This is a genomic window from Flavobacterium sp. ALJ2 (assembly GCF_015594725.1).
GTDB lineage: Bacteria > Bacteroidota > Bacteroidia > Flavobacteriales > Flavobacteriaceae > Flavobacterium.
The window spans coordinates 240,542-259,906 of record NZ_JADNRC010000001.1; the positions used below are offsets into that span (position 1 = coordinate 240,542).

Here is a 19,365-nt window from a genome sequence, read left to right on the forward strand (position 1 = left end):
AAAGCCTCCTTTTACGATTTTAACATAAATCTTTGTACACTGTGCAGTTAATCTGTTTTCAAGTTAGTATATTCATATTGAATAAATAAAATCTTTTTTGCGACCTTTGCGTTAAACCCAGCATACTTTACGATTAAACTACATTATGACTTTCAAGCAAAAAATACATAGCTATTATTTACAAATGGTTCAGGATCGAATAGATGTTTTTAAAGACATGATTTCTGCATTGACTGAAGACTCTAAGAATGATGCCAAAGGTTCAGCCGGCGATAAGCACGAAACAGCTTTGTCAATGATGCATATTGAACAGGAGAAGCTAACGAATAAACTAAAAGAAGCGATAGCTCAAAAAGCAATTCTGGATAGAATAGATGCTGATTTTGTTTCTTCAACTATTATTATTGGAAGTTTAGTTCAGGCAAACGGTATTTATTTGTACTTGAGTGTAGCTTTACCAAAAATAACAATTGATGGAGTTAATGTTATTGCATTGTCGCCTCAATCTCCACTAGGAGGTCATTTGATGGGAAATAAAGTTGGTTTTAAATTTGAGATTAACAAAACGCATTATACGATTGAGAGTGTTTTGTAATAAAAAGGCCTATTACTCCTAATAATATTTAGACTATTTTTGTTTTAATAATGTGATTAGATTCTGATTTAAGCTTTTAGTATTTATGCCTAAAATAGAAAAGAATTTTTTGTCAAAAGCTTCTACAGTCACAATTGCTTTTTTTGTAATTTCTCTTCCTATTTCAGTTAGTACAACAATTTTAGCTCTGGTATCTGTAACGTGTTCTTGTCTGGTAATAAGATTTTTTTGTTGTAATGTTCTTAATACAGTAGAAGTCGTCATTGGATCTATTTTAGTATGAGATGACAATATAATTTGAGTTACTTCTTGTTTATGAAGTGTAAGCCAATGTATACTTGCCATAAGCACAAATTGAGAATGCGTAATATTGTATTGTTCTAAAGCCTTTTTGATCTCGCGTTGCCAAAGATTAGTTACTTGCCACAACAAAAAACCAGAACTTTCTTCTGGTTTTTCTACACTAAAAGTATTGTCTGTTGATTTACTCATTTTTAAGTTTTTTTATTTTGAATTTGTTGTATTATTTTTATCACAAATCATTTTTGAAGTTATAAAGTTAAAATCATTTTCATTGATTTCAAAGAAACCGTATCGGAATGGATAACCCCAGTATTTTTTGTCTGAGATAAATTCAAGATTTTCAATCATTGGAATTATCGAAATTTGATTGCATTTCATGAATTCAATATTTCTTCTGAAAGGCTTAAACTCTTCTGTCATTTCAAAGGAATACGTATGATCATCAATTACTCTTCCTAATGCGGTAAACATTTGACACTTTTTATTTTCTTTCATTGTTATTTTAGAAGAGTATATTATAATGTAATCATCTTTTGTCATTCTTTTTAGAGGTGCTTTTTTTCCATGACAAACCTGAACAAAATTGCCTTTTATAGCCAATTCTGTGTGCTCTTTTGAAATAGCAGCAATCCAGTATTTACTCATTGTTAATTTTTTTTGCATTTTTAATTTGATTTTCAATATCAGTCGGTAAATGATTAACAATTTCTTTGGCAACTAATTTTACCCATAAAAAAGACAAAATCCCTTTAACAGTCATTGTAACACAAATTTTCAGACCTTCTTTAGTCTCTTCATAAGTATGTTCTCCATACATTTTAGCAAACGGGAAAGTGGTTAAATCTGTGAATTTTTTATTTTCTAAAATCTCAATCAGTTTAATTTTTATTCTTGGGCCTCCTTTTGGTTTAAGAATAAAATAGTTTCCAACTTTAAACTCTCCTATAAGTTCGGAATGTTCAACAGTATCATCCCATTTTTTCCAATTATTAATGTCTGTTGTTAATTTCCATATTTGTTCTTTAGTTATTTCTGTTGTAATTACAGAATAAGATTTTGTCCACATAAATTTCCTTGTTATATTTTGTAAGCGCAAATATAGTAAGTGCGCTTATTATAATGCAAATAATTTTGATATTAAAATAGTGATATTTTTTTGAAAGTGTTTAAGTGTTTGAAATAGTGGTGTTTATTTATGTTTCGATTTTTTTATGTTAAAAATATATTCTTAGCTCTTTATAGTATTTACTCTTTAGAATCTAATAATGTTTGTCTAGTTATTATAGATTTTAATTTCGAGATTTCTTTTAAAACTTGCATTTCAGCACTTTGATTAGCCTAAAAATTGAAATCTTCAAGTTTGAGGCTTTCTTCAGTGTTAAAATTTTACATTTTAGATGTAAAAACAATTATATGGTTACAAAATGAAACTAAAATAGCTATATGTGTTTTGTATCTGTAACTGTTATCGCATATTTGCCTTATCAAAATAAATAAAAATATAAAAATATATAGTTATGTGTGGAATAGTATGTGCCTTTGATCTAAAACAAAAAGCCGAAACCTTAAGACCTCAAGTATTAGAAATGTCTAAAATTATTCGCCACCGCGGACCAGATTGGAGCGGTATTTATAGCAATGATAAAGCAATCTTATCACATGAGCGTTTGGCAATTGTAGATCCGGCTTCAGGAAAACAGCCTTTGTTTACAGAAGATAAGAAATTAGTTCTGGCCGCAAATGGTGAAATATATAACCACAGAGAGTTACGTAAACAATTTGAAGGAAAATATAACTTTCAAACAGAAAGTGATTGCGAAGTTATCTTAGCACTTTATAAAGAAAAAGGACCTCATTTTTTAGATGAAATGAATGGTATTTTCGGATTTGCAATATATGATGTGGAAAAAGATGAGTATTTTATCGCTCGTGATCATATGGGAATTATTCCGTTATATATTGGATGGGATCAGGATGGAACTTTTTATGTAGCTTCAGAATTGAAAGCTTTAGAAGGATATTGTACAAAAATACAGTTGTTTCCTCCGGGGCATTATATGACAAGCAAAGACGGCGAATTTGTACAATGGTACAAAAGAGACTGGATGGAGTATGATGCAGTAAAAGACAACGAGACTAGTATTCCTGCGATTAAAGAAGCGTTAGAAGCTGCGGTTCACAGACAATTAATGAGCGATGTTCCTTACGGAGTTTTACTTTCAGGAGGTTTGGATTCTTCTATAACATCGGCTGTAGCCAAAAAATTTGCGCAAAAACGTATAGAGTCTGACGATACTACAGATGCTTGGTACCCGCAATTACATTCTTTCTCAGTAGGATTAGATGGTTCTCCTGATTTGGCAGCAGCTCAAATCGTAGCAAAACATATCGGGACAATTCACCACGAAATTAAATTCACCATTCAAGAGGGTTTAGATGCAGTTCGAGATGTGATTTATAACTTAGAAACGTATGATGTAACTACAGTTAGAGCATCAACTCCAATGTGGTTAATGGCAAGAGTTATTAAGTCAATGGGAATTAAAATGGTGTTGTCTGGTGAAGGAGCAGATGAGTTATTTGGAGGATATTTATATTTTCACAAAGCACCAAATGCAAAAGAATTCCACGAAGAAAACGTTCGTAAGTTAAGTAAATTACATATGTATGACTGTTTGCGTGCAAACAAAAGTTTAGCGGCTTGGGGAATTGAAGGAAGAGTGCCGTTCTTGGATAAAGAATTTATGGATGTTGCTATGCGTATTAACCCACAAGACAAAATGATCAATAAAGAACATCCTATGGAAAAATGGGTAGTTCGTAAAGCTTTTGAAGATATGTTGCCAGAAAGTGTTGCTTGGAGACAAAAAGAGCAGTTCTCTGACGGAGTAGGATACAGCTGGATTGATACTTTGAAAGAAGTGGTAGCAAAAGAAGTTTCGGATGAGCAATTAGCGAATGCAAAATATAAATTCCCTTTACAGACGCCAACTTCTAAAGAAGAATATTACTACCGTTCTATTTTTGCAGAACATTTCCCGAGTGATGCTGCGGCTTTATGTGTGCCTCAGGAGGCAAGTGTGGCTTGTAGTACAAAAATTGCATTAGAATGGGATGAGGCATTTAAAAACATGAATGACCCTTCAGGTAGAGCAGTTGCAAGCGTTCATGATGACGCTTACGCTAAAGCATAAAAACAATAATTGTTTCTGTTTGGAATAATACAAAAGAAAGCGCCCTCAATTTTGAGGACGTTTTTTTTGTGAATATAAAAACTATTGATTCAGTGGGTTGAAAGAAAATTTTAACCATATTTGTTATCGCAAAATTTTAAAAGTATTAAAAATATATAGTTATGTGTGGAATATTAGCCATTATTGGAAAAGGAAAAGACCCGCAACTTGTAAAAGAACTTTCAGAAAGAATGTCACATCGCGGTCCAGATGAAAGTGATTTGCATATAATGGAAAAAGGGCATATCATGAGTCATGAACGTCTGTCGATTATAGATTTGCATTCAGGAAAACAACCTATTCAAGGAACATCTTCTGCTTGGATGATTCATAATGGTGAAATATACAATCATCAGGAATTGCGAAATGGTGTTTTGAAAGCACATACTTTTAGAACAAAATCAGATTCAGAGGTAATTGTTCATTTATACGAAGAGTTTGGTTATGATTTCTGTAATATGCTCGATGGAGATTGGGCTTTTGTAGTGATCGATGGAGATGATTTTATTGCAGGAAGAGATCCCTTAGGAGTGAAGCCTTTGTATTATGGCTTGGATGAAAGAGGAAGAATCTATTTTTCGTCAGAAATGAAACCTATTGCAGATCAGTGTAAATCGTTTTCTACATTTCCTCCAGGGCACTATTATACACCCAAAACTGGTTTTGTAAAATATTATCAACCAGAATATGAAGACTACTTAAAAGCAGATCAGAATTTAGATTTAGATTTAATCAGAGAGACTTTGACAGAAGCAACTCGCAAACGTTTAATGAGTGATGTGCCAATTGGGGTATTGCTTTCGGGAGGATTAGATTCATCTTTAACATCAGCAATAGCATCAAGATTATTGGCTGAAAGAGGAGAAAAGTTACATTCCTTTTCTATTGGATTAGATGAAAATGCACCAGATGCAAAGGCGGCTAAAAAAGTAGCAGCATTTTTAGGAACAGAACATCATGAAGTACATTTTACGATAGAGCAGGGGATTGAGATTCTTGATAAATTGATTTGGCATCTAGAAACTTATGATGTAACATCAATTCGTGCAAGTACGCCAATGTATTTCTTGTCTAAAGCAATTACAGATATGGGAATAAAAGTAGTGCTTTCGGGAGAAGGAGCAGATGAGATTTTCGGAGGATATTTGTATTTTAGAAATGCTCCTTCAGCTGAGGAATTTCAAAAAGAAACGATTGAAAGAGTTCAGAAATTATTCACTGCCGATTTATTAAGAGCAGATAAGTCAACAATGGCTCATGGATTAGAAGCAAGAGTTCCGTTTTTAGACAAAGCTTTCTTAGATGTGGCAGTTCGTGTTAAGCCAGAAGAAAAACAGCCTAAAACGTACGAAGGAAAAGAAAAATACATATTAAGAAAAGCTTTTGATACACCAGAAGATCCTTATTTGCCAGCAGAAGTATTGTGGAGGCAAAAAGAGCAGTTCTCAGATGGGGTAGGGTACAATTGGATCGATGAATTAATTGAATATTGTTCTTCTAAAGTTACAGAAGAACAATTAGCTGGAGCAGTGGCAGAGTTCCCTTATAATTCGCCAACTACAAAAGAAGCTTATTTTTACAGATCGGTATTTCATAAATATTATCCACAGGTCAGTGCAGCGCAAACTGTTAGGAAATGGATTCCAAAATGGCAAGAAAACCAAGACCCAAGTGGTAGAGCAAATGCAGCTCACGTAAAAGCAGATATAGAAATTGCTAAATCAGGAGTTGTGGCTTAATATAACGAGACACATTTTGAGTTAGAAATAATAAGTAAGTCAATTAGTGAAATTTCAAAACGGCATTTTTAAATGTTTGTTTTGGAATTTTATTATTTATAATAGTTATAGATTTTGTTTTTTATGCTACAAAAAACAAGATTTTTTAATAATATGTTGATAACTTAAGTGCTTTAGATGGTATTTTAACGGATATATAATTTATGATTTTATATATTTGCGTGTTAGACAAATATTACATTTTTTAGAATAAATTATATGAGCGAAGAAATCAAGAAGAACAATTATTCAGCAGATAGTATTCAGGCATTAGAGGGAATGGAGCACGTAAGAATGCGTCCATCGATGTATATTGGGGATGTGGGGCTTCGAGGACTGCATCATTTGGTTTATGAAGTTGTGGATAACTCAATCGATGAGGCCATGGGAGGATATTGTGATACTATTAGTGTAGCAATAAACGAAGATGGATCGGTAAGTGTAGAAGATAATGGTCGTGGTATCCCGGTAGATTTACATAAAAAAGAAGGAGTTTCGGCATTAGAGGTTGTAATGACAAAAATCGGTGCTGGAGGTAAATTTGATAAAGATTCGTATAAAGTTTCCGGAGGTTTGCACGGAGTGGGGGTTTCGGTAGTAAATGCGCTATCAATTCACATGAGGTCAACAGTTTTTAAAGATGGTAAAATTTACGAACAAGAATACGAAAGAGGTAAGGCAATACATCCTGTTAAGCAAATTGGTGAAACGGATAAAAGAGGTACACGCCAGACATTTTACCCAGATAGTACTATTTTTACTCAAACAATAGAGTTTTCTTATGATACTTTGTCGGCACGTATGCGTGAGTTATCCTATTTGAATAGAGGAATAACAATCACATTTACAGATAAAAGAGAGGTTAATGAGAAAGGAGAATTTAAAAGCGAAGTATTTCATTCAGAAGAAGGACTAAAAGAATATATCCGTTATCTAGATGGAAATCGTGAGCCTATTATTTCGCACGTGATTTCTATGGATAACGAAAAAGGAGAAATCCCTGTAGAAGTAGCCTTGATTTACAACACAAGCTATACAGAGAATATTTTTTCTTATGTGAATAATATCAATACGCACGAAGGAGGTACGCACTTGCAAGGTTTTAGAACTGGATTAACCAGATCGTTAAAGAAATATGCGGATGCTTCAGGAATGTTGGATAAATTAAAATTTGATATTTCAGGAGACGACTTCCGTGAAGGACTTACAGCAATTATTTCGGTAAAAGTAGCAGAACCACAATTTGAAGGGCAAACAAAAACTAAACTAGGAAATAGAGAAGTTGTTTCGCCAGTAAGTCAAGCTGTTAGTGAAATGATTGAAAATTATTTGGAAGAAAATCCAAATGATGCTAGAATAATTGTTCAAAAAGTTATTCTTGCTGCTCAAGCACGTCATGCTGCTAAGAAAGCGCGTGAAATGGTACAGCGTAAAACTGTTATGGGTGGAGGCGGATTGCCAGGAAAGCTTTCAGATTGTTCTGAGCAAGATCCAGCACGTTGTGAGGTATATCTTGTCGAGGGAGATTCGGCAGGTGGAACTGCGAAGCAAGGTCGTGACCGTGCATTTCAAGCGATTTTACCATTACGTGGTAAGATTTTGAATGTTGAAAAAGCAATGCATCATAAAGTGTTTGAAAACGAAGAGATTCGTAATATTTTTACAGCTTTAGGAGTAACGGTTGGTACTGCTGAAGATAGTAAAGCATTAAATTTAGAAAAGCTACGTTACCATAAAGTAATTATTATGTGTGATGCCGATGTCGATGGTAGTCACATTTCTACTTTGATATTAACATTCTTTTTCCGTTTTATGAAAGAACTAATAGAAGAAGGGCACGTATATATTGCTGCACCGCCTTTATATCAGGTTAAAAAAGGAAATAAAAAAGAATATGCTTGGAATGATGTTCAACGTGATCAGGCTAATGAAAGAATGGGGGGGAGCGCATCAATTCAGCGTTACAAAGGTCTTGGAGAGATGAATGCGGAGCAATTATGGGAGACTACTATGGATCCAAATTTCAGAACCTTACGTCAGATAAATATTGATAGTTTAGCAGAAGCAGATAGAGTTTTTTCTATGTTAATGGGGGATGAAGTTCCACCTCGTAGAGAATTTATCGAGAAGAATGCGGTTTATGCTAAAATTGATGCTTAAAAAAGTTTAATTATTTATATTTGTTTAAATGTCTTTTGCTTTTTATTGATTACTAAGCAAATTAATAAAAAAACAAAAAATCGATTTACAAAAAATAACTAATAACCGAATAAAATTTAAAATATGAAAGTTACCATTGTAGGAGCAGGAAACGTTGGGGCCACTTGTGCAGACGTTATTTCTTATAGAGGAATTGCAAGCGAAGTAGTATTATTGGATATTAAAGAAGGTTTTGCTGAAGGTAAGGCTTTAGATATTATGCAATGTGCTACAAATACTGGTTTTAACACCAAAGTAACTGGGGTAACGAATGATTATTCTAAAACTGCTGGTAGTGATGTAGTGGTAATTACATCAGGAATTCCTAGAAAACCAGGAATGACTCGAGAAGAATTAATTGGAATCAATGCTGGAATTGTGAAAACGGTTGCCGAAAATGTGTTGAAGCATTCGCCAAATACAATAATTGTAGTTGTTTCTAATCCTATGGATACAATGACCTACTTAGCATTGAAATCAACAGGATTGCCAAAAAATAGAATAATTGGTATGGGAGGCGCACTTGATAGTTCTCGTTTTAGAACCTATTTATCTTTGGCGTTAGATAAACCTGCTAATGATATTTCGGCTATGGTAATAGGAGGTCATGGTGATACAACTATGATTCCGTTGACACGTTTAGCTTCGTATAATGGTATTCCGGTAACAGAATTCCTCTCAGAAGAAGTTTTACAAAAAGTAGCTGCTGATACTATGGTAGGAGGTGCTACACTTACTGGGCTTTTAGGGACGTCTGCTTGGTATGCGCCAGGAGCTTCAGTAGCGTATTTAGTTGACAGTATTTTAAATGATCAAAAGAAAATGATAGCGTGTTCTGTTTTTGTTGAAGGCGAATACGGGCAAAAAGATATTTGTATTGGTGTACCATGTATTATTGGTAAAAATGGTGTTGAAGAAATCTTAGACATCAAATTGAATGACCAAGAAAAAGCATTATTTGCTAAAAGCGCGGATGCAGTTAGAGGAATGAATGACGCTTTAAAGACGATTTTAGTATAAGATTTACGAGTAAATAGGAGAAGACTGCACTTTTGCAGTCTTTTTTTTGAGATTAATCAATAAATAAATTGGTTAATCTTTTCGTTAATTATATATTTGCTCGGTTTAAAAAAAATGGTGCAATGCATAATTTCATTATTTAAATATAAAAACTTGCTTAAATGCTTGATTTTGTATGATTTAAAACAAAACAAACTATAAAACATAATTAATTTTTAGTAATAATGCAGAATAAAGGACTTATTAAATTTTTCGCAATTCTATTTGCATTGGTAAGTATTTACCAACTTTCCTTCACTTTTGTCGCTGATAAGGTAAAAAGTGATGCGAAATCTTTTGCAGGAAACAATCCTGATAAAGAATTAAAATATTTGGATTCTATTGGTAAAGAAAAAGTTTTCAATCTAGGATTTACTAGTTTTACTTTTAACGAAGTAAAAGATAAGCAAATCAATAAAGGTCTTGACTTAGAAGGAGGAATTAATGTTATTCTTCAAATTTCTGTAAAAGACGTTTTGAAAGGATTGGCTAATAATTCTAAAAATCCAGTTTTTAATAAGTCATTAGCTGACGCAACTGCAAATCAAAAAGGAAATCAAACGTACTTAGATGCCTTTTTTGAAGCATTTGAAGCAAATTCAAATGGAACAGTAAAATTAGCTTCTCCAGATATCTTTGCTAACAGAAGTTTGCAAGGAGAAGGTGGAATTGATTTCCAAATGAGCGATGCTCAGGTAAAAAAAGTAATCAAAAGAAAAGTTGATGAGTCTGTAGATAGTGCTTTTGGAGTACTAAGGAAACGTATCGATAAATTTGGTGTAACACAACCAAATATTCAAAAAATTGGAGAAACAGGAAGAATTCTTGTTGAACTTCCAGGTGCGAAAGATGTTGATAGAATCAAGAAGTTATTACAAAGTACTGCTCAATTAGAGTTTTGGGAGACGTACAAAATTGAAGAAATGGGGAATTTCTTAATGGCTGCTAACGAAGCCTTGAAGAAAACCGAAATTAATAAAGTTGAAACTAAAGCTGTAGTAAAAGATTCATTAAATGACTTACTTACAGGTGGTAAAGATTCACTTGCTGCAAAAAAAGGAAATAATCCTTTATTTGATAAAATTATAGGTCAAGGTGGTGGGCCAATTTTAGGTCTTTTTTCACCAAAAGATACTGCTATAGTAAACAGTTATTTAAAAAGATCAGATATCAGAGTATTATTAGCTCCAGATCAACATTATGCAAAATTTGTTTGGGGTAAACCAACAGATATTAAAGATGCAAAAGGAAAAGAAATTGAAGCGATTGAATTATATGCTTTAAAAGGAAATAGAGATAATGTTGCTGCAATGAGTGGTGGTGTTGTAACTGATGCTAAAGATACTTTTGATCAGATGGGTAAGCCAGCTGTATCTATGCAAATGAACAGTCATGGTGCAAAAGCTTGGGAAGAATTAACAGGAAGAGCATATACTCAAAAAAGTAATATAGCTATTGTTCTTGATGATATTGTATATTCTGCTCCAGGAGTTTCTAGTGGTCCAATCTCAGGAGGAAGATCAGAGATCTCAGGTGTATTTGATGTTACAGAAACTAAAGATTTAGCAAACGTATTAAGAGCTGGTAAATTACCTGCTGCTGCAGATATTGTTCAGTCAGAGGTAGTAGGGCCATCTTTAGGACAAGAAGCTATTGATAACGGAACAACTTCAGCTATTGTAGGTTTACTTTTAGTATCTCTTTGGATGATGATTTATTATGGTAAAGCAGGTTGGTATGCAAATTTAGCATTAGCGGTTAACTTACTTTTCTTATTTGGTATTTTAGCAAGTTTAGGAGCGGTTCTTACTTTGCCAGGTATTGCAGGTATCGTATTGACGATGGGAACTGCTGTAGATGCGAATATTATTATATACGAAAGAGCAAAAGAAGAATTGCGATCAGGTAAAACACTTGATGAAGCAATTAAAACTTCATATAGCTGGAGAGGTGCGATGTCATCTATTACAGATGCAAACGTAACGCATATTTTAACTGGAGCTGTATTATTTATATTTGGTTCAGGGCCAATTAAAGGCTTTGCTACTACTTTGTTAATCGGTATTATTACCTCTTTATTTACTTCTATTTTTATAGCTAGAATATTTATTGACAGAAACATTGGTAGAAAGAATGATTTAACATTCGTAACTAATTTCTCTAAAAATATGTTTAATAACTTCCATTTTGATTTCTTAGGAGTTAAAAAATGGACATATTTATTCTCTAGTGTTGTTGTTGTTGTAAGTGTCGCGTCACTGTGTGTTAACGGACTTGATCAAGGTGTAGATTTTGTTGGAGGAAGAACATTCCAAATTCGTTTTGAAAAACCTGTTCAGGCAGAGGCTGTTAAGGATGAATTAGCTGTAGTTTTTGGTAGTGCAGAAGCAAAAGTTTTTGGTAAGGATAACCAATTAAAAATTACAACTAAATATAAAGTTGCAGACCATGGTGTTAAAGCAGATGAAGAAGTAAATAAATTGTTGTTTGATAATTTGAAAAAATATTATTCTGATGGTTTAACTTATGATAAATTTGTTAATGCCTATGAAGGTAAAAAACTAGGTATAGTTCAAGCTTCAAAAGTTGGACCGGCAGTTGCAGAAGATATTAAAACAAATGCTTATTGGGCTGTACTTGGAGCAATGGCAATTGTATTCTTGTATTTAATGATTAGTTTTAGAAAATGGCAATTTAGCTTAGGTGCAATCGCAGCTATTGCTCATGATGTTATATTCGTATTAGGAATTTATTCATTATGTTATAAATTCATGCCGTTTGGTATGGAGGTAGATCAGCACTTTATTGCAGCAATCCTTACTGTTATTGGTTACTCAATGAATGATACAGTTATTGTATTTGACAGAGTTCGTGAATTTTTAGCAGGAAAAACAAAAGGTTCTTTTGAGCAGATTGTAAATGACTCTATTAATACAACGATGTCGAGAACAATTAATACTTCATTAACGATGATCGTGGTATTATTAATCATGTTTATTTTTGGAGGAGAGTCTATTAGAGGATTTATCTTTGCCATGTTGGTAGGTATTATTGTAGGAACATATTCTTCATTATTTATTGCAACTCCAGTGTTAGTAGATTCTATCTCTTCTGCTGATAAGATTGCTATAGAAGAAAGACATAAAAATGCTGAATAATATTCGTATTATTTAATGAAAGGGTCCAATGAAAATTGGATCCTTTTTTTTTGAATGAAAAGTTTTGAAGTGTAGAGTGATTTAAAATAACTACGTGAGTGCTTAATAGGGCAAAATGTAAAATGAAGCTTGGTACTAACTAATTTGTGAGGCAACTTTAGTCTAGCCATTCTGAGTAATGTATATAGTTTCATAAGTTCTAAGAAGTTCTTGATGTAATTACTTCATTGGTTCGTCTTGTAATGCCTACTTGCACATGAAAGGCAGTTTTTTAATGTTACAAGATTGTTGGTATAACAAAAAGTAAAATAATTAACTTAACAGAATCATTATTGTAATCTTCTCTATGCAGTTTTATCGTATTATTTAGTTGAAATAAAGTCCTTTTATTTGATGATAGGTGTGAGATTATGTGATAAGATTATGGAGGATAAAGACTAAAAAAGCTCAAATCTTTGAAGTATAAGATGAAAGATTAAATGCTTAAAAAGAGGCTAGCAAATACAGAAACAAAAAAAGACCCGATACTCTAATGAAGAGATCGGGTCTTTTTTTGCATGTGCTTATTTAGCTTATAAAGATGCTTTTTTATTGGCTCTAATCATAAAGTAAGCTCCAACTAAGATGAACGGTATACTTAGCCACTGTCCTGTTGAAAACAGCCCTAATTCACTTTCAATACCGCCTTGGCTTTCTTTTACAAATTCAACTATGAAACGAACGACAAATAAAAGAACTAAAAATAAACCGAATAAAAATCCAGGTTTTTGACTTGCATTTGTTTTCCAGTATAAATAGTAAAGGATTGCAAATACAAAAATGTAGCAAAAGCCTTCATATAGTTGCGCTGGATGTTTTACGGGAACCTGTGCTAATAAATCAGCAAATTTAGGATCTGTTGCAATAGCAGTATATGCGTCTTTTGGATTGGCAATTTGGGTTTTGTTTACCACATCATTTTTACTGAAGTATTCATGTAAGAAACGAATTCCAAAAACAGAATCTGTTTGGTTTCCTGTGATTTCTGAATTAAAGAAATTACCTAAACGTACAAATATTGCCCCGCTGGCAACAGGAATTACAACTCTGTCTAATATCCATAATAAAGGACGTTTTAATATTTTTTTGCTGTAATAATACATTGCAATTATAATTGCTATTGCAGCACCATGACTAGCTAAACCTTGGTAACCTGTAAATTCAAAATTTGGACTGAAACGAAATGGCAAGAAGATTTCTAAAATATGATTTCTGTAATATTCCCAATCATAAAATAATACGTGACCTAAGCGAGCTCCAACTAGAGTAGCTAAAACCGTCCAGATAAAAAGGGAGTCTAATTTATCGATAGGTTCATTTTCACGTTCGAAAATTTGTTTCATTATGTACCATCCTAGTCCAAAGGCGATTACAAACATTAGGCTGTAGTATCGAATCATAAAAAAACCTAAATCTATTCCTTCCGAAGGATTCCAAACAATGTTTAAAGCGTGTATCATGTAGTATTATATTTTTATGTTGTAAAAATAAAAATTTAAAATAAAGTTATACTTTATAAAAAGTTAATGTTTGTGGTTACATTTCTTCTCAGGAACAGGATCATAACCACTTCTTCCCCATGGATGGCAACTGAGTATTCGTTTTATCCCTAAATAACTGCCATAAAATAAACCGTGAGTTTGTAATGCCTCGATCATATAACTTGAGCACGTTGGTTCAAAACGGCAAGCAGCAGGTGTAAAGGGGGAAATCGCATTTTGATAGAACCGTACAAGTAAAACAAATGGATATATTAATATTTTTGATAACATATTTGTTAGTAATCAGTAATAATATTAAAATAGTCTTTTTTTAAAATTGTTATTTTAATGTTTGTAAGCTGAGTTAAAAAACTGTTCACTAAACACTAAATGAAGTTCCGTCCTTACCATCTTTTAATTGAATGCCTAATGCAATCAATTGATCTCTAATTTGATCAGAAAGTGCAAAATTTTTATCAGCTCTTGCTTGATTTCTCATTCCTATTAGCATGGTTACAACACCTTCTAATTTATCATTATTAGTATCTGAAACTTTTTCATCTTTTAATCCCAAGACATCAAACACAAATGCTTTTAATGAAGTTGTTAGGTTGTTTAAATCTTCGGAGGTAATAGTTTCCTTTTTCTCTTTTAATAAATTAACATAACGAACAGCTTCGAATAATTGTGCAATTAAAATAGGAGTATTAAAATCATCATTCATAGCATCGTAGCATAATTGTTTCCAGCTAGTAATGTTAATTGATGAAGTAGCACTTGGAGTAATCGAATCTAATGAATCTAGTGCTTCCACTAATCGTTTGTATCCTTTTTCGGCAGCAACAATAGCATCATCCGAAAAATCTAAAATGCTTCGGTAATGTGCTTGCAACATAAAAAAGCGAGCTACAGAAGCTGAGAATGGTTTGCTAAGGATGGTATTCTCTCCACTCAAAATCTCACCAGGCAGAATATTATTGCCAGTAGATTTTGCCATTTTCTTTCCATTTAGAGTAAGCATATTGGTATGCATCCAGTAATTTACTGGGCTCTGACCTGTACAAGCTTCATTTTGTGCAATTTCACATTCATGATGAGGGAATTTTAAATCCATTCCGCCTCCGTGAATATCAAAATGATTGCCCAGATATTTAGTACTCATTGCAGTACATTCAAGATGCCAGCCAGGGAAACCATCGCTCCAAGGTGAAGGCCATCTCATTATATGTTGTGGTTCAGCTTTTTTCCAAAGAGCAAAATCCTGCGGATTTCTTTTGTCTGATTGGCCGTCAAGATCACGTGTATTAGCTAGCATATCTTCGATATTTCTTCCACTTAAGATACCGTAATTGTTCGTTTCGTTATATTTTACAACATCAAAATATACTGATCCGTTTGCTTCGTAACCAATTCCTGTGTCAATTATTTTTTTAATAATCTCAATTTGCTCAATAATATGACCAGTTGCTGTAGGTTCAATACTAGGGGGTAAAAAATTGAAAGCTTTAAGAATATCATGAAAATCTACAGTATAACGCTGTACAATTTCCATTGGTTCCAATTGTTCTAAACGTGCTTTTTTGGCAATTTTATCCTCACCTTCATCTACGTCATCAACAATGTGTCCTACATCAGTAATATTTCGAACATAGCGCACTTTGTAATCTAAATGCAAAAAATACCTAAAAATCACATCAAATGACATAAAGGTTCTTACATTTCCTAGGTGTACATTGCTGTAAACTGTAGGTCCACAAACATACATTCCAACATTTCCTTCATGAATAGGATTGAAATTCTCTTTTTCACCCGAAAGCGAATTGTATATTTTTAGATGTTGACTTGTATATAGAGGCATGTTTGTTTTAATGTTTTACTGTTTAATTTCTGATTTGTTTAATCGTTTATTTGTTTAGCTGTTTTCGATTAAACGATTGAACAAGTAAACGATTAATCTGAATTTAGAACTGTGTTTCCAATTTAATGTAATCCAAAAACTCTCTTCTTGTTTGGGGATCTTTAAATTTACCGCCAAATTCAGATGTTACAGTACTGCTTTCAATATCCTTAATTCCTCTTGAGTTTACACAAAGGTGCTTTGCATCTATAACGCAGGCTACATCTTCAGTGCCTAGGGCTCTTTGCAATTCCTGAACGATTTGCATAGTTAATCGCTCTTGTACCTGAGGTCTTTTAGAGTAGTACTCAACAATTCGGTTCATTTTTGATAGACCAATTACTCTACCATTAGAGACATAAGCAACATGAGCTCTTCCTATAATTGGTAATAAATGGTGTTCGCAGGTAGAATAAAGCGTAATGTTTTTTTCAACTAACATTTCACCATATTTATAATTATTATCAAAAGTAGATGCTTTAGGTTTTCTTACAGGATTAAGTCCTCCAAAAATTTCTTTAACAAACATTTTGGCTACTCTGTTTGGGGTGCCTTTCAAACTGTCATCTGTTAAGTCCATTCCAAGTGTAATCAGAATGTTTTCAACATCTTTCTTTATTCTTTCAATTTTTTCATCGTCAGTAATTGCAAAAGCATCTTCTCTAATTGGGTTTTGCGCACTTGATCCGATATGATTGTCACCTATTTCGTCTAAAAAATCTTCGTTATTTATCATTAAAAATTAATATTATAATGGGTATATCTTTTTGAGTGCGTAAAGATAATTAATAAAAGGGAAACAGTTTCTATCGTTCCTACTATTTAATGTTTAGTTTTTAGATATAAATTAATTCTGTGACCCGTATGTGTCTAAAACAGAAATGACAACAACTTTTAATCGTTGTTGCCATTTGCATTTTATTAACTAATTGTTTTTTTATTACGACCTAATTTTTAGTTTTATATACTAAAAGTGCCTCTTTTAAAACAGAAACAGCTTGAATTAAATCTTCTTTGTTTAAGACATATGCAATACGCACTTGGTTTAATCCCATTCCTGGGGTAGAATAAAATCCTGCTGCAGGAGCAATCATTACGGTCTTACCGTTATGATCATAACTTTCTAATAGCCATTGTGCAAAATCATCAGCATTATCAATAGGTAATTGAACGATACAATAAAATGCTCCTTTAGGTTTAGTAACTATAATTCCTTCTATTTTGTTAAGTTCAGTGATTAAAGTATCTCTTCGTTCTCTGTATTCAGAAATTACTTCATCAAAATAATTTTGTGGAGTGTCAATAGCAGCTTCACAAGCAATTTGTTCAATAGTAGGAGGGCTTAAACGCGCTTGAGCAAATTTCATTACTGTGGCGATGACATCTTTATTTTTCGAAACTAAGCATCCAATTCTAGCGCCACACATACTGTAACGTTTAGAAACTGAATCAACCATAATTACGTTTTGCTCGATATCTTTTAGGTTCATTACAGAATAATGTATATCTCCATCATAAGTAAACTCACGATAGACTTCGTCAGCAATTAAATATAAATCATATTTCTTAACTAAATCTGCCAATTGTAAAATTTCAGACTCAGAGTATAAGTATCCAGTTGGATTTCCAGGATTACATATTAGTATCGCTTTGGTTTTTGGCGTAATCAGTTTTTCGAAAGAAGAAATGCTAGGTAAAGCAAATGCTGTTTCAATACTTGAAATAACAGGAACTACAGTTGCGCCAGTCGATGTTGAGAAAGCATTATAATTAGCATAAAAAGGTTCCGGAATAATAATTTCATCTCCAGGATCGGTAATTGTTGCTAATGCAAAAAGCAAAGCTTCAGAACCTCCAGTTGTAATGATTATATCTTCCTTGTTTACGCTTACGTTTTGATGTTGGTAGAATTGAGCTAGTTTTTTTCTATAACTTTCATAGCCTGCTGATGGGCTATATTCAATAATACTTAAATCAATATTTTTTATGGCCGCGATGGCGACTTCGGGTGTTTTTATATCAGGTTGACCAATGTTTAAGTGATACACTTTATGTCCTTTTTTCTTAGCTATATCAGCATAAGGGGCAAGTTTTCGTATCGGAGATTCGGGCATGTTTTTGCCTTTGCTTGAAATTTTTGGCATGATCTAAATTATTGAAGTGCAAATTTGCATTTTTTTTTCGAATTTAACGTAAACAATATATGTAGTTGTGAATTTGTATTAATTAACTAAAATTTTAGTATTTTTATAAGAAATACTCTTAATGAAAAGAAAATTTACTTTGTTTTTCTTGCAAATAATCAGCTTTACTGCATTTTCGCAGCAGGGATTTGTTATTGATGGTCATACAGATAGAGTTACTATTCCTTTTAAGTTAATAAATAATTTGATTTTTATACCTATAAATGTCAATGGTGTGGAGTTGAATTTTTTATTAGACTCGGGAGTTGATGATACCGTGCTTTTTAGTCTAGAAGATAAAAAAGAGGTACGTTTTTTTAATATTGAAAAAATAAAACTAAGAGGCTTAGGGATTGAAGAATCTATTGAGGGTTTAAAGTCTACTAATAATACATTAGAAATAAATGGTTTAAAATCTATCAATAATTTATTGTATATTATATTAGATCAGGAGTTTAATTTATCATCACATATAGGTATTCCTGTAAATGGAATCATTGGCTATCGTTTTTTTCAAAATAATCTGGTTGAGATAAATTATCAAAATAAAAAAGTAACGGTCTATCGAGATACTGCTAAGTATAGAAAAAAATTAGAGAAAAAATTCAAAAATATTTCAATCACAATCGAGAGAGCAAAGCCTTATCTTTATTCAAATGTGGTTATTGATAGTTTGAGGATCCCTGCAAAGTTGCTGATTGATACCGGGAATAGTGACTCTTTTTGGATTTTTCAAAATCTAAAAATTAAATTACCAAAGAAAAATTTTGAAGATTATTTAGGAAAAGGATTCAGTGGTGATATTGAAGGAAGAAGAGCCAGGATTCCTGAATTTTCTATTGGTGATTTCGATTTTACAAACCCTATTGTTGCCTTTCCAGATTCAACTTCCATTCGGAATGTAAAAATGGTTCCTGATAGAATAGGCTCTGTAGGAGGAGAGATATTAAGGCGATTTACAGTAGTTTTTGACTACGAAAATCAAAAAATGTACCTCAAGAAAAATAGAGAGTTCTCACATCCTTTTACATATAATAAAAGTGGAATTATTATCCAGCACAACGGATTGCAATGGGTACAAGAAACGGTACATCTGGAAACTGTTCCTATGGGAGGTGAGACTTTTGATAAGAATGGAACAAAAATCAGTAATGATTTTAGATATAAATTTCAGTTAAAACCAGTTTTCGAAATTGCTAATATTCGAAAAAAATCTGCAGCAGAACGTTCAGGGTTAAGAATCGGGGATGTGATTATTAGTATTAATAAAAATAAGGCGTACAGATATTCACTACAGCAAATAAGTACATTACTAAAATCTGAAGATGATATATGGATAAGTTTGGAAGTTGAAAGAGATAGTCAAATTCTAAAATTCAGGTTTCGATTAACGGATGAGTTGTAAGATTGTCTAATGATTTTGTTAATGTAAATGTTTTA

At 32.7% G+C, this 19,365-nt stretch carries 15 protein-coding genes; 7 read left to right on the plus strand and 8 right to left on the minus strand.

Annotation, left to right across the window (positions count from 1 at the left end):
* Positions 1–145: 145 nt before the first annotated feature.
* Entirely contained in the window at positions 146–595 is a 450-nt protein-coding gene (locus IUY40_RS01140) for a hypothetical protein (protein WP_195735049.1), read from the plus strand.
* A 33-nt stretch (positions 596–628) separates the two neighbouring features.
* On the opposite strand, the gene IUY40_RS01145 is transcribed toward IUY40_RS01140, so the two are convergent.
* The 3 genes from IUY40_RS01145 to IUY40_RS01155 are packed head-to-tail and all read right to left on the minus strand — an operon-like array spanning position 629 to position 1,964.
* Positions 629–1,087, minus strand: a complete 459-nt coding sequence (locus IUY40_RS01145) for a MarR family transcriptional regulator (protein WP_195735050.1) — start codon at positions 1,085–1,087, stop codon at positions 629–631.
* 12 nt (positions 1,088–1,099) lie between these two features.
* On the minus strand, positions 1,100–1,543 hold the full coding sequence (locus IUY40_RS01150) for an EVE domain-containing protein (RefSeq protein ID WP_229335232.1): 444 nt from the start codon (positions 1,541–1,543) through the stop codon (positions 1,100–1,102).
* A complete protein-coding gene (locus IUY40_RS01155; protein ID WP_195735052.1) occupies positions 1,536–1,964 on the minus strand; it encodes an SRPBCC family protein in 429 nt (142 codons plus the stop codon). Before IUY40_RS01155 ends, IUY40_RS01150 begins: the two co-directional genes overlap by 8 nt.
* Positions 1,965–2,415: 451 nt before the next feature.
* On the opposite strand from IUY40_RS01155, the gene asnB (IUY40_RS01160) reads away from it, so the two are divergent.
* The 5 genes from asnB (IUY40_RS01160) (at position 2,416) to secDF (ending at position 12,325) form a co-directional block, all read left to right on the plus strand.
* Positions 2,416–4,092 (plus strand): asparagine synthase B, encoded by a 1,677-nt coding sequence (gene asnB / locus IUY40_RS01160; protein WP_195735053.1) that lies wholly within the window; start codon positions 2,416–2,418, stop codon positions 4,090–4,092.
* A 161-nt stretch (positions 4,093–4,253) separates the two neighbouring features.
* The gene (gene asnB, locus IUY40_RS01165; RefSeq protein WP_195735054.1) at positions 4,254–5,870 is read left to right on the plus strand and encodes an asparagine synthase B; all 1,617 of its coding nucleotides are present in this window, start codon (positions 4,254–4,256) and stop codon (positions 5,868–5,870) included.
* 258 nt (positions 5,871–6,128) lie between these two features.
* Positions 6,129–8,069, plus strand: coding sequence for a DNA topoisomerase (ATP-hydrolyzing) subunit B (gyrB, locus tag IUY40_RS01170; RefSeq protein WP_195735055.1), 1,941 nt, complete (start codon positions 6,129–6,131; stop codon positions 8,067–8,069).
* 123 nt (positions 8,070–8,192) lie between these two features.
* Positions 8,193–9,128 carry a malate dehydrogenase gene (mdh, locus tag IUY40_RS01175; protein WP_195735056.1) on the plus strand — a complete coding sequence of 312 codons (936 nt, stop codon included), beginning with the start codon at positions 8,193–8,195 and terminating at the stop codon, positions 9,126–9,128.
* Positions 9,129–9,352: 224 nt separating this feature from the next.
* On the plus strand, positions 9,353–12,325 hold the full coding sequence (gene secDF, locus IUY40_RS01180; RefSeq protein ID WP_195735057.1) for a protein translocase subunit SecDF: 2,973 nt from the start codon (positions 9,353–9,355) through the stop codon (positions 12,323–12,325).
* Positions 12,326–12,897: 572 nt separating this feature from the next.
* Here the strand turns inward: secDF and lgt are convergent.
* The 5 genes from lgt to IUY40_RS01205 form a co-directional block, all read right to left on the minus strand.
* Positions 12,898–13,824, minus strand: a complete 927-nt coding sequence (lgt, locus tag IUY40_RS01185) for a prolipoprotein diacylglyceryl transferase (protein WP_195735058.1) — start codon at positions 13,822–13,824, stop codon at positions 12,898–12,900.
* A 63-nt stretch (positions 13,825–13,887) separates the two neighbouring features.
* Positions 13,888–14,136: a membrane protein insertion efficiency factor YidD gene (gene yidD / locus IUY40_RS01190; RefSeq protein WP_195735059.1), complete on the minus strand. Its 249-nt coding sequence runs from the start codon at positions 14,134–14,136 to the stop codon at positions 13,888–13,890.
* Between the two features lie 88 nt (positions 14,137–14,224).
* Positions 14,225–15,703, minus strand: coding sequence for a cysteine--tRNA ligase (gene cysS, locus IUY40_RS01195; protein WP_195735060.1), 1,479 nt, complete (start codon positions 15,701–15,703; stop codon positions 14,225–14,227).
* 103 nt (positions 15,704–15,806) lie between these two features.
* The gene (gene folE / locus IUY40_RS01200; RefSeq protein WP_195735061.1) at positions 15,807–16,478 is read right to left on the minus strand and encodes a GTP cyclohydrolase I FolE; all 672 of its coding nucleotides are present in this window, start codon (positions 16,476–16,478) and stop codon (positions 15,807–15,809) included.
* A gap of 211 nt (positions 16,479–16,689) precedes the next feature.
* A complete protein-coding gene (locus tag IUY40_RS01205; protein ID WP_195735062.1) occupies positions 16,690–17,886 on the minus strand; it encodes a pyridoxal phosphate-dependent aminotransferase in 1,197 nt (398 codons plus the stop codon).
* A gap of 121 nt (positions 17,887–18,007) precedes the next feature.
* Here IUY40_RS01205 and IUY40_RS01210 point away from each other — a divergent pair, with 121 nt between their 5' ends.
* Positions 18,008–19,330, plus strand: coding sequence for an aspartyl protease family protein (locus tag IUY40_RS01210; protein WP_195735063.1), 1,323 nt, complete (start codon positions 18,008–18,010; stop codon positions 19,328–19,330).
* Positions 19,331–19,365: the final 35 nt, after the last annotated feature.

Bases quoted from the DNA above. Each gene is read 5' to 3' on its own strand.
- IUY40_RS01140 (WP_195735049.1), top strand. From the start codon at position 146: ATGACTTTCAAGCAAAAAATACATAGCTATTATTTACAAATGGTTCAG.
- IUY40_RS01145 (WP_195735050.1), bottom strand. From the start codon at position 1,087: ATGAGTAAATCAACAGACAATACTTTTAGTGTAGAAAAACCAGAAGAA.
- IUY40_RS01150 (WP_229335232.1), bottom strand. From the start codon at position 1,543: ATGAGTAAATACTGGATTGCTGCTATTTCAAAAGAGCACACAGAATTG.
- IUY40_RS01155 (WP_195735052.1), bottom strand. From the start codon at position 1,964: ATGTGGACAAAATCTTATTCTGTAATTACAACAGAAATAACTAAAGAA.
- asnB (WP_195735053.1), top strand. From the start codon at position 2,416: ATGTGTGGAATAGTATGTGCCTTTGATCTAAAACAAAAAGCCGAAACC.
- asnB (WP_195735054.1), top strand. From the start codon at position 4,254: ATGTGTGGAATATTAGCCATTATTGGAAAAGGAAAAGACCCGCAACTT.
- gyrB (WP_195735055.1), top strand. From the start codon at position 6,129: ATGAGCGAAGAAATCAAGAAGAACAATTATTCAGCAGATAGTATTCAG.
- mdh (WP_195735056.1), top strand. From the start codon at position 8,193: ATGAAAGTTACCATTGTAGGAGCAGGAAACGTTGGGGCCACTTGTGCA.
- secDF (WP_195735057.1), top strand. From the start codon at position 9,353: ATGCAGAATAAAGGACTTATTAAATTTTTCGCAATTCTATTTGCATTG.
- lgt (WP_195735058.1), bottom strand. From the start codon at position 13,824: ATGATACACGCTTTAAACATTGTTTGGAATCCTTCGGAAGGAATAGAT.
- yidD (WP_195735059.1), bottom strand. From the start codon at position 14,136: ATGTTATCAAAAATATTAATATATCCATTTGTTTTACTTGTACGGTTC.
- cysS (WP_195735060.1), bottom strand. From the start codon at position 15,703: ATGCCTCTATATACAAGTCAACATCTAAAAATATACAATTCGCTTTCG.
- folE (WP_195735061.1), bottom strand. From the start codon at position 16,478: ATGATAAATAACGAAGATTTTTTAGACGAAATAGGTGACAATCATATC.
- IUY40_RS01205 (WP_195735062.1), bottom strand. From the start codon at position 17,886: ATGCCAAAAATTTCAAGCAAAGGCAAAAACATGCCCGAATCTCCGATA.
- IUY40_RS01210 (WP_195735063.1), top strand. From the start codon at position 18,008: ATGAAAAGAAAATTTACTTTGTTTTTCTTGCAAATAATCAGCTTTACT.